This window comes from Clostridium sp. CTA-5 (genome assembly GCF_054768135.1).
The window spans coordinates 30,609-42,772 of the sequence record NZ_BAAAAT010000007.1; the positions used below are offsets into that span (position 1 = coordinate 30,609).

A 12,164-nucleotide genomic window follows, 5' to 3' on the forward strand; every position below is an offset into this window, starting at 1 on the left:
TCCTTAACTAAATAACACTCTTGCCACTTCAAGACCTAATTCGTCTCTTAATGAATTAACTAAATCCTCAAAAGTATTATTTATTTCTATGCCATCTTTTTCTAATATAAATCCACCTTTAAAATTTCTAGTTTCTTTACTTAGAATTATTTTTCCTTTTGATCCAAGCTCTTTATTTATTTCTGATACAAAATCTTCATCAACTATTTTTTTGCCTTGATCATTTAATATTAGATTTTGGTCACCACATATATTTGTATTTAATATAGCTGATTTAACAAATTCTTTAAAATCATCATTTGATATATTACAAAGCTCTTTAATACTAGTTTCAAAAACTTCATTTAAAATAGTTTGTTTTGATTTTAATTTTTCGTTTCTTGCTTGTAATTCTGCACTAGAAATGATTCTTTCTTGTCTTGATATAGCTTCTCTTTCAGCTTTTTCTATAATAATCTTTTCTTCTGAAGTAGCTTCTTCTTGCTTTTTAGCAATAATCTTCTTCTTTTTATCTTCTGCCTCTGATAAGATTATTACTTTTTTATCTTCTGCATCTTTTATGATTTTAGAAGTTAAATTGTTTATGTTAGACATAATCTTCACATCCTAATCCTATATTAAGCTCTTATTTAAATACACCATTTACTAATAAGAATGATACAACGAATCCTAATAATGCATATGTTTCAACCATTGCTGCAAGAATCATACCTTTAGTATTGTGTTCTGGTTTTTTAGCTAGTATTTGAATACCTGCTGCTGCTGCTTTACCTTGAGCAATACCTGACCATAAACCTGCTATAGCTATTGGTAAACAAGCAAATAATAAGTATAAACCTTGTGATAATGTTGTTTCTGGTTTTAATTGTAAAAATACAAGTAATCCTATAACGAATCCATAAAGACCTTGTGTACCTGGTAATAATTGAAGAATTAACGCTTTACCAAATTTTTCTGGTTGTTCTGATAATAATCCTGCTGCTGCTTCACCCACTATACCAACACCTTTTGCTGATCCAATACCTGACATTCCTACTGCTAAAGCAACACCTAGTGCTCCCATAACAAATCCACCGTTATTTTCTAAAAAAAACTTAATCCAAGTCATATCCATTTTAAAATTTCCTCCTAATCTCTTCTTAAATTAATATATTCATTTTTTGTTTCAAATGGCTTAAATGCTCTTCCACCACCATCATAAAATTTTGAGAAATATTCTACATAAGTAAGTCTTAATGTATGAACATATCCACTTAATAGTGATAATAATAAGTTTACTACTTGTCCTAACACAAAGATTAATGGCGCAAAAATAAAGAATCCTATACCAGGTATCATATGCATAATCATATTTATAGCACCTGCAATAGATGCTCCTGATAATCCTATTGCCATAAGTCTTGTATAAGATACTAAATCACTTATATAACTTGTAATACCATACAATTCATAAAGCCCTTGACTTACTTTTCCAACACTTGATTTCATTTGTCTTCCTTGAGTTAATACAATAATTATTGAACCAATAATTGCACCTGCTGTACCTATTGTTTTTAGTGTTGGCATATTTAAAACATTACCGGCTGCAAGTCCTCCAATAGAAACTAAAGTAATAACCCATGATCCTACGTCCATAAATGCTTCCATTGGTTTTCCCATTTTTATCAATACAACAGCTTTTATGGCTAATCCAAAGAATATTTGAATTGCACCAAATACAACTGATAATGCAAGTATTGTCATAACATCTTTGTTTGTATCAATTAATCCTTTAAATTTAATTAAGTCACCAAAGAATGAACCATAAATTAATCCAAATATAATTGTTGGTATACTTAAATACATAAAGAATTTAACCATTTTTTTTGTTGAATTATCAAAGTTAAAAAACTTTAATGCTCCTAATGTTGCTAATAGCATTACTAAACCGTATCCTGCATCTGCAACCATCATTCCAAAGAATACCAAATAAAATGGTGTAACAAATGGTGTAGGGTCAATATCTGTATACTTTGGCAAACTATACATTTCAGTTACTGCTTCAAATGATGTATTTAAATCATTATTTTCTAATTTAATAGGTACATCATCAATTTCTTCTTCTTTTACCTCTTCAAAATTTAAGTAAAAGTCATCATCTAAAACTTCTTTTATAATTTTAGTTAGGGTATCATTTTTATCACTAGGAACCCAACCTTGTAATAAAACAGTTTTATCTGTCTTTAAGAAATTATTACTAACTGATTTTCTATTTACCAAATTATAATAATACTCATAAGCTAATTTTAAACTATCTAAATTCTCTTCATATCCTGCTAATTCTTCTTTTACTAAAAAGTTTTCTGATTCAATAAGAGAGATTCTTTCATTATAGTCTTGAATAAGCTTTAAAGGCAGTTCTTTTTCATCAGTTTTAAATGCACTAAATCCAAACCCTCTTAGTATCTCCTCTATTTCTTCTTTATTATCTTTATGAGCTAAAATAAAGAAATAAATATCTTGATTGTCTTTTGATATAATCTCTAAATGACAATCACCTAAATCATTTTGCAACGCATCTTCATATTGATTAGCAATGCTTCCTAAGAAATGTACAGTTTCTTTAAGTTCATCTAAAGATCCTAATGGAGCATTAAACCCTTCGTAAGGTTTTAAACTTTGAACATTTCCCTGTAACTTTGTCTTTTCATTATCTAACATAGCTAAAGCATGTTCTTTTTCTTTAACTTTGTCATATACACTTTCCCAATTGCTGTTTAAAACTTTCTCTTTAAGTTCTTTAGCTGTTAGTGAAAGTTTTTCTGTACGTAAAGACTTTATTAATGATTGTTTAGGGACATACTCTTGTAAGAACTGTAGGGCAAATTTAGCTTTTGATAATTTTTCTTCCCACCTTGATATATTTGAATCAATTTCATCTTTATCTAAATCGCTAAGAAGTTCATTTTCTTCTTGAACATTCTCATCTTGTAGATTGATAAACTCAACTTCTGAAAAAGTTTGTAATTTTTCAAGAAGTTCTTCTTTTTTTGATTCAAAAGCTAACAAGGTGAATTTATTCATCTTAACTATTGCCATGAATCTTCACTATCCTCTCAATCACTAATTTAACCGCATTATCTTTTTTATCTTTAGACATATTTAATATATCCTCTGATTCTTGTTTGCCCTTTTTTAATATAGGCTCTGCTTTCTTATTAGCTTTTTCAATAGTATCATGAATAAGCTTATTTGACTTATCCTTTGCTAATGCTAAAGTATCAGAATATTGCTTCTGAGCTTCTTCCATTGCTTTTTGAACTATCTCTTTAGCTTCATCTGTAGCATTCTTAACAATTTCATCTGCTTTAGCTTCTGATTTTTTAATTTCTTCTATTGCTTCTAATGCCAAAATATCACCACCTTTATGCCCTTAGATATAAAAATAATATATATATTAATACTTTATATAGTATTAATTACTTTGTCCTCATTTTATTATACACTTTTTTCATATTTTTTCAAGAATTTTAACCTATTTTTAATTCGTTTTTACTTAAAATAGACAATTTTCGTCAACTAAAACTCTATATAGTCTAATATAAATGTTATCTTAATTTTATTTCATTAAACTTATTCTTATTCTATATTGCTAGTTTTTATACTTATATAATTTCCAGAATTATCAAATAAATAAAAACTTTCTTCTTTTAAAATTTCACCCTTTAAAATATACGTCTCTATATCAATTGAAAATTTTTCAAGATAATATTCTTTAAATGAGTACTCTTCTCTAAGCTCTTCTTTAAGCTTTTTCTCTTCCTCTTTTGTAATTCCATTTCTTAAAAATTCAGGCAATCCACGTTTTTTATTAAATATTAAATAATTAAATCTTATTATTTCAATTAAAAAACTATTATCTTCATTTAATACTTCCTTATTAAAATCTAAAAATACTTTGTAATATTCTATATTTCCTATATTTTTATTGAAATATCCTTTATTTTCAAAAAAATTTCCTAATGCATAATAAAAATCAAATGGTGTTTTAAACTTATTTTCAAAATAATTTATTATAATGTTAAATTTTCCTGAGTTATAATACTTATCGACCATTTCTTCGACTTTCTTTAACTTGATTAGCTCATTATAACTAATACTGCTCGTTTCCAAAATTTCATAAGGAGGATATGGAGAAAATTTCATACCATATTTTTCTGCTTCCTCTCTCATTGAAGAACCTTTTAATAATTTTAAAAATCCCAGTTGTATTTCTTCTGGTTTAATTTTATAAACATCATTAAAAGACCTAATAAATGATTCATAATTTTCTTCTGGAAGACCAGCTATTAAGTCCAAATGTTGTTTTATATTCTTTATAGACATAAGCTCTTCAACTTTTTCTTTTATATCACTAAAATTGACAAATCTATTTATATTTCTTAAAACATCATCATTAGTTGTTTGAACTCCAACTTCAAATTGAAATCTTCCTTCTGGTGCTTTAGATAAAAGTTTTATCTCTTCATCCTTCAGTATATCTGCTGATATCTCAAAGTGAAAACTTGTTTCAGTATCTGCATTTATTAAAAATTCCCAAATTGCCATTGAAAATTTATGATTACAATTGAAAGTACGATCTACAAATTTAACTAATCTAACTTTTTTATCTATAAAATACTGAAGTTCTTTTAAAACTCTGTCAATATTTAAAAATCTTACTCCATGAATAGTTGATGAAAGACAATATTTACAATTGAATGGACACCCTCTTGATGCCTCATAATAAACTATTTTATTATTTAAATTTTCATCATCTTCATATGGGAAAACAAGTTCATCCATAGACATAAGAGGTCTTTTCACATTAGTGTGTACCACATTTTCTGATTTATAATGTAATCCTCTAACTTCATTTAAATCCATTAATCCTAGTTTAAAGGATACAAAATCTCTAAATGTCTTTTCTCCTTCTCCCTCAATAACATAATCTCCTATATTTTCTTGAAGAAATCTTACTGAATCAAATGATACTTCAGGTCCCCCATATAAAATTTCAATATTTTCATCTACTCTTTTAATTAAATTAGAAATTCTTGAAATCATCTCTACATTCCAAATATAAACTGAAAAAGCCACAACATCTGGCTTTTCCTTAATGATTTCCTCTAGAATCTTTTCTTCTCTATCATTTATAGAAAATTCTCTTATTACTGGTTCATAATCCATATCCTTAGTGAAATTTCTTAAATACCTAACTGCTAAATTGCTGTGAATAAATTTAGAGTTTATTGCTGTAAGTAATATTTTCATTCGTATTTTCTCCTCTACTTTTTTAAGTTATTTAAACTTCATTTTCTAACTTTCTAGCTCTTATAAAAAACATATCTTCCCAAGTTTTCACTTCTTCCAATCGGAAATATTTAGAAACCATCTTTTTAACTTCATCTACACTAGAATTTAAAATTGGATTTAAATTCTTAAAGGTAAACTCCTTTACTTTACCTTTAGGTAATATAACTTTTATCTTATTATTAAATACTTTTCCTCTTTCTTTATTAATATCCCAAATCAATATTTGACCATTATTTCTGATATAGGAATTAACTTCCTTAATTAATTTTTCTTTTTCTAAATTACTCCAAAACTTATTCAAATTAAAAAAAAGAGTACAAGCATCATATTCATCATTTTTAAGTTGAGTTTTATTACTACTAGAAACATAGTCTAGAGATAATTCATCCTCAATCTCCTTTGAAATGCTGTATATAATACCAAAGTTCTCTTGACCAACATCTAGGATATCTCCATTTAAATCAATATCCTCTAAATTAATTATTAATGTTTTCCCCATATTTTCTCTCCCCCATCATTTTCTATTTACCTAGTGTACTATATATTATACATAATTATTAAATAAAAAACTTACTTACAATAGGGTTTTCTATGGAATTAATAAAACATTTCATAGACATTTTACTATATAAAATCTTTTTTACCAATATAAAAGCCCAATTTTCACTTAAAAATCGAGCTTTTATAATTGATATTATCATAATTTTATCTTTTTAAACTTTTTAAACTTTTAAACATACTTTAGAAATTTAGAATTTCAAAGAATTATTTTTTACTCTTATTGAATCTAATTATATTTAATATAACTAAAATAAATAATAATACAATTATAAATATAGAAACTGATTTTGGTAAATTAAATTTTAAACTAGAATTATCTAATTGTAAGTTATATATGCAACCTATACCTGAATCTAATATATATATTGACCCATTTAAATATTTAATTCCCCCAACCCTACTTTCATCTCTAAGTTTTAATAATTTATATAAAATTCCATTTTTATCTATAGAACATATTGTATTTAGTTCTTTATCATAAAATATTCTAGAGTCTTTTCCTAATACAGTTCCTTCCTTATCTACAGCTAAGTATCTAATACTTCCAAGTTTAGAGAATTGATATAGTGGCGCTGGAACAACTTTATTAGGAGGATTAGAAATAATAGGATTCACCTTATGTTCCCCTTGAAATCTTGGAGAAGTTATAGGATCTCCACCACTAAAATCTGGCCAACCATACCATGTTCCATCATCTAATTTATATATATAATCAAAATCTCTCTCTACTCCTCTTACTCCAATGTTTTCAATGCCACCAACTATAGCTATTAAGTTATTATTGCTATCTAAATCCCACCCTGCTATATTTCTTATACCACATGCATATAGTGATTTTTTATTATTATCTAAATCAATTTTAACTACAGAAGCATTCCCAAGTTCTTCTGCATTTATTTTTTGACCTTTTATACTAGAATTGCTATAAGGCATAAAAGCTCCTGTCTTTTTCTCCCCATAGTTTTCTCCATTTAATATAATATTTATAGGACTCTTGTCATATGGTATATTCATGAAATCACATTTTTCATAATTTTCTGCAATACCAGAATTAGTAGCCGCACCAATAGATAAAAGTAATTTTGAATCTTTTATTATTAAGTGTCTATCTAAATATTTTCCTTCTGTTGATATATTATTCATTATAGTTTTTAAAAGTTTATTTTCTAAATTATAGTTATAAATTTTGTCTTTTGAAAGAAAATATAAACTTTTCTTATAATAAACCAACTCTTCTATACACAAATCATTCTCTTCTACTAATACTTCTTCACGTCCATCTTTTTTTAATACCTTTATCAAATTCTTATAAGCGACATATGTATTGTCCTCCTCATCTTTATCAAATGCCACAGATTCTTTACAATTTTTAGCTACAATACTCCAATTTATGTCATCTTTTAAAATGTTAACTCTATATACTCCTGAAAATTTAAATACTAAAAATGATGCACTTACTATTATTACAGAAATAATTAAAAATTTCAGAAATCTTTTCACCCTATTCTCCCCCCTTATCTTAAATAATCACTCTACTTATACTTAGCATATTTAATTAATTACTAATCTTTTATTCAATCTTATTTATTAACAATATTTTTCATAATAACGCATTACTAAATTTATATTTTTAATATAATAAAATATGCATTTTGTATTAACCTTTTATCTTAAAATATTTTTTATACTGTAAAATTTATATTTTAGTTGCATTATAAATTCAAAAATATAATAATTTTCTATTCTTAACTTTAAATTTAAAATGTTCATATTTACTTAAGTATTTGAATATTATTTATAGTAATTTAGGCCATGCAAAAATAATAAATCAAATATATGCTGTATATTTTGTTGCAGACAAGGAGGCAAGATCAATTAATAGTAATTTTCTAATTCAATTTACTGACAATATATAAAGTAAAATATACAGACAAGACATACTAATATATTATTTTTTGAATATGCCTTAAAGGAGTGAATGAGACTTGAGTAAAGACAATTTTTTTAAAAATTCTTTTCTACTAACTGCATCAAACGTAACAACGGGTATTTTAGGATTTATCTTTACAATATATCTTTCTAAAATTTTAGGGCCTGAAGGTATGGGATTATATAACTTAGTTATGCCTATTTACAATTTATTTATATGTCTTATGACAGCTGGAGTTGTTGCGTCTATCTCTAAAATTGCTGCCATATATAATCAAAAAGGAGAACATAATAATATAGTTAGAACCATTAGAGTTGTTGCTTTATTTAACATATCTTGGGCACTTTTAATAGGCATTATGGTATTTTTTTCTGCTCCATTAATCGGTAAATACGGAGTTAATGATGTAAGAACTATAGATGCAATTAGAGTAATTTGTCCTGCCATGGTATGTATCGCAATTTCTAATATATTTAAAGGATATTTTTATGGAACTTCCAAAATTACAGTACCAGCTATTATTGATATTTGTGAAAAAGCTATGAGAATTTTAACTGTAAGTATACTTATATTCTTTTTAAAAGCAAAAACTCTACAAAATATGGTTACATTAGCCACAGTTGCCTTATGCATAGGTGAATTTCAAAGTTTATTTTGTCTATTTATCTATTATAAATATTCTATAAATAAGATGCCTCCATCTTCTGAAAAACCTGAAAGTAAATTTCAACTATTGTTTGATGTTATTATAATATCAATACCATTATGTTTGAATGGATTTTTAACTAACATTCTTTGGACTCTCTGCACATTAATTGTTCCAAGAAGACTTGTACATGCTGGTTTTAATTATTCAGAAGCATTAAGTTTAATAGGTAAATATAATGGTATGGCAATGACTTTAATAACAATACCCTTAATTGTTGTTTCAACTATCAATACCTTACTTATTCCAGACCTCTCTAAAACATTAAGTGAGGGAAAACAATATAAAGCTTCAATTAGAATTAGAAAAGTTATTAAAATGGCATTTTTACTTGGACTTTCGACTGCAATAGTTTGTAATGTTGTACCAGATGGTTTAGGTAAAATGTTTTTTGGAAGAGATGATTTAGGTAAATATATTAGAGTTGCTTCACTTGCTGCTCCTGTTTTTTTTACTGCAACAACTATGTTCGGTATATTAAATGGACTAAATAGACAAGGTATAATTCTTAGAAATTCTTTAATTGAGGCATTAATTGAACTAATATGCTTATATATATTCACTGCAATACCATCAATTAATATATTTGGTAATAGCATAACACTATTTATAGCTTGCGGAACAGGGCTTTGTCTTAACATGCATGAAGTTAATAAACATATAAATATAAAATTAAATAAATCAAATGTTATAATATATATCTTACTTGCCATTTTAACATTTTTAGTCGTAAATATATTTGCAAAAAATGTATTTATAAATATGCCTATTTTAAATAATTTCATTATAATAGGTCTTACTTTTATAATCTTCATATACCTAGGTACTTTTGGAGAAGGTGATATTTAAATTTAAACTATAATTAAAAAACAGTTTATATTGTAATATCAATATAAACTTAAAACATAAGAAAATTTTAAAATAGGCTGTATCAACATACAATTTTAAATTTGTATGTTGATACAGCCTTTTAGCAAACAGAACTTTAGTCTTCTATCAATCTATTTAAGTTTTTTTCTTAAAAACCTTGGCAACATATTATATACTTTAGTTGAAAATGACATAATATCATTTTTTCTAATACCACCTAATAATATCATTAAATACAAATAAATAAATCCTGCTACTGAAATCATGATTATAGTTGTAATTGCAACTACTATACTCTGCTCATTACATAAGATAAGTACTACTTTAACTGGTTGTTTCATTAAATATACCACTACAATCATTCCTAAAGATGATATAATCGGTTTTAATGTATGTTTTATAACTGGAATTCTCATTCTTAATGTCTTACTAAGTTTTCTGTGATTTAATATAAATGGTATAAAGAACCATAAAAAATTTCCAAATACAGCACCTAAAACATTTATTTCTTTTATACCAACTAATATGTAATTTGCCATTATTTTAGCAATTATTCCAATCGAAAAAGTTACTAAAACAAAATATAGTTTGTTCATACTTTGTAATATAACATTTTGTATTTGAACTACTGCCATAAATATAACTACTACAGAACCATATATCATAAGTTCAAAACCTTCAGTTGATCCATATAATAACTGATAAATTTCTTTACTCAAAATTGCAAGTCCAACTGCTGCAGGTATCGTTATTGAATAGGTTATTCTAAATGCAAAGTTAACTTTTTTTCTAACTTCTTTCTTATCTTTTAAAGCAACAGCACTTACTATTGCAGGTAAAACAGTTGTAGCAAGAGCTGTTACTATTACTAACGGTACAGATAATAAAGTTTTATATGTTCCTAATATCCCATAAAGTTCAGTAGCCTCTTTAGAAAGAAATCCAGCAAAAATAAGTCTATTGTTTACATTAACCATATCAACTAAACTTCCTAAATTTTGAAGTCCTGAACTTAATGTAATTGGTACCCCATACTTAATTAATCTTCTAACTATTCTTTTATTACTAATCCTTTTTACAGAATATTCTCCATCTAATGCTTCTTCTTCAAAATCTTTTTTATAATAAACATATATCATATAAAGACATGCTATAACTGCTCCTAATGTAGTTCCTACTGTTCCTCCAGCACTTCCATAAGGAATACTTATCTTTACTAATATATAGGCAAATATTAAACTTACTACAACATTTATAATTTGTTCTAATACTTGCGATATAGCTATAGCTGTCATACTATTTTTACCTTGGAAATATCCTCTATAAGCAGACAATATCGATGTAATAAAAATACTAGGTGCTAAAAATAATAGTCCATATGCTGCTTCTGGCTTTCCTATAATTCTGCTTATTGGATTTGCAAAAATCATTATGAATATACTTAATAGTGCTCCTATTCCGGCATAAAGTACACGTGATATCTTTAATGCCTTTATAGCATCTATCTTATTATCTACTGCTGTAAGCTCTGCAACAACTTTTGCAACTGCTGGTTGTGCCCCTAACGTAGTAACAGCATATGCAAAAATAAATACTTCATAGCAAATCTGATATATTCCTAGGCCTTCAAGTCCTATTGTTCTTCTAAGCAAAGGTACATAAAAAACAGACATTAACTTAGCTAAAATTCCTGCTGCTGAAAGAATTACAAATCCTTTGGTAGATGATTGTTCTTCCATATTTGACCCCTATCTAAGTGAAAATTTAAACGCATCCTGTTTTATCTTTTTTAACATTGGAGGCAATGCTTCCACTATTATTTTATTTCTTAAATATTCTAATTTTCCATTCATTTCTTTAAAATTTAATTTATAAGCATATAAAAATTGATAATTCAATCCATACTTATTGTCAAAGAATGAATTTATCTTCTTATCTCCATATTTATTATCACCAATAATTGGATTCCCTAAATAAGCTAAGTGTGCTCTTATTTGATGGCTTCTTCCAGTTATTAAGTTTATTTCTAATAATGAATAAGCACCATTTGTTTGCACTGTAGTTACTTCCATTGCTATCTTTTTTGAATTTGGTACTTCTTTTTTATATACTTTTGATATATTAGTTTCTTGATTTTTTAAAATATATCCAGTATATAAACCATCCTTTATCTTTCCTTTAGCTAATGCCATATAGTATTTTTTCACTCTATCTTCTCTAATAGCTTCATTTACTGCTTTTAATCCCTCAAATGTCTTTCCAAACATAACTATTCCTGATGTATTTCTATCTAATCTGTTACATGGAGCTGGGGTAAATGTTATTTCATTTTCTGGTATATAGGCTCCTTTTTCATTTAAATATGAAAGTGCATAGTCTGTTAATGTTGCTTCGTTTCCATTTTGATCTGGATGAACCAATACTCCTGGCCATTTTTCAATTACTAACAAGTTTTCATCCTCATATGTAATTTTTATACCAGAAGAATCTACCTTAATAAATTTTTCTTTTTTATCTTGTTTACTTTGGATATATTTTATTTCAACTATATCTCCTTCTTCTAAAAAATACTTTTCATTTTGTTTTTTTCCATTTACTCTTATATCTTTTTTTCTTAAAGCTTTAAAAATTGCACTTAAAGGTACATCCTTTAATAATTTTCTTAAAAATTTATCTAATCTTTGGCCAGCTTCATTTGAACCTATTTCGATTTTCAAATATTATCACTCCTAGTTTTTTCTTTTGGGCATCTGAAAGAAAATA

General features: G+C 26.4%; 10 protein-coding genes. 1 reads left to right on the forward strand and 9 read right to left on the reverse strand.

Going from position 1 to position 12,164, the window contains the following annotated elements; genetic code table 11:
* Positions 1-3 precede the first annotated feature (3 nt).
* The 7 genes from ACYUET_RS13395 to ACYUET_RS13425 all read right to left on the reverse strand — a co-directional run bounded on the left by ACYUET_RS13395 (position 4) and on the right by ACYUET_RS13425 (position 7,395).
* On the reverse strand, positions 4-594 hold the full coding sequence (locus ACYUET_RS13395) for a V-type ATP synthase subunit E (RefSeq protein ID WP_460280384.1): 591 nt from the start codon (positions 592-594) through the stop codon (positions 4-6).
* 31 nt (positions 595-625) lie between these two features.
* Entirely contained in the window at positions 626-1,114 is a 489-nt protein-coding gene (locus ACYUET_RS13400) for a V-type ATP synthase subunit K (protein ID WP_460280386.1), read from the reverse strand.
* A 14-nt stretch (positions 1,115-1,128) separates the two neighbouring features.
* On the reverse strand, positions 1,129-3,078 hold the full coding sequence (locus ACYUET_RS13405) for a V-type ATP synthase subunit I (protein WP_460280388.1): 1,950 nt from the start codon (positions 3,076-3,078) through the stop codon (positions 1,129-1,131).
* The gene (locus ACYUET_RS13410; RefSeq protein WP_460280390.1) at positions 3,065-3,391 is read right to left on the reverse strand and encodes an ATPase; all 327 of its coding nucleotides are present in this window, start codon (positions 3,389-3,391) and stop codon (positions 3,065-3,067) included. The genes ACYUET_RS13405 and ACYUET_RS13410 overlap by 14 nt, the downstream gene beginning before the upstream one ends.
* A 227-nt stretch (positions 3,392-3,618) precedes the next feature.
* Positions 3,619-5,292 (reverse strand): B12-binding domain-containing radical SAM protein, encoded by a 1,674-nt coding sequence (locus tag ACYUET_RS13415; RefSeq protein ID WP_460280392.1) that lies wholly within the window; start codon positions 5,290-5,292, stop codon positions 3,619-3,621.
* Between the two features lie 31 nt (positions 5,293-5,323).
* Positions 5,324-5,833 carry a hypothetical protein gene (locus ACYUET_RS13420; RefSeq protein WP_460280394.1) on the reverse strand — a complete coding sequence of 170 codons (510 nt, stop codon included), beginning with the start codon at positions 5,831-5,833 and terminating at the stop codon, positions 5,324-5,326.
* 266 nt (positions 5,834-6,099) lie between these two features.
* Positions 6,100-7,395: a hypothetical protein gene (locus tag ACYUET_RS13425; protein WP_460280395.1), complete on the reverse strand. Its 1,296-nt coding sequence runs from the start codon at positions 7,393-7,395 to the stop codon at positions 6,100-6,102.
* 485 nt (positions 7,396-7,880) lie between these two features.
* Here ACYUET_RS13425 and spoVB point away from each other — a divergent pair, with 485 nt between their 5' ends.
* Positions 7,881-9,380 (forward strand): stage V sporulation protein B, encoded by a 1,500-nt coding sequence (gene spoVB / locus ACYUET_RS13430; RefSeq protein WP_460280397.1) that lies wholly within the window; start codon positions 7,881-7,883, stop codon positions 9,378-9,380.
* A gap of 152 nt (positions 9,381-9,532) precedes the next feature.
* Here the strand turns inward: spoVB and ACYUET_RS13435 are convergent, their stop codons facing one another.
* Both ACYUET_RS13435 and ACYUET_RS13440 read right to left on the reverse strand, forming a co-directional pair.
* A complete protein-coding gene (locus ACYUET_RS13435; protein WP_460280398.1) occupies positions 9,533-11,140 on the reverse strand; it encodes a putative polysaccharide biosynthesis protein in 1,608 nt (535 codons plus the stop codon).
* Between the two features lie 9 nt (positions 11,141-11,149).
* Positions 11,150-12,118, reverse strand: coding sequence for an RluA family pseudouridine synthase (locus ACYUET_RS13440; protein WP_460280400.1), 969 nt, complete (start codon positions 12,116-12,118; stop codon positions 11,150-11,152).
* Between the last annotated feature and the right edge of the window lie 46 nt (positions 12,119-12,164).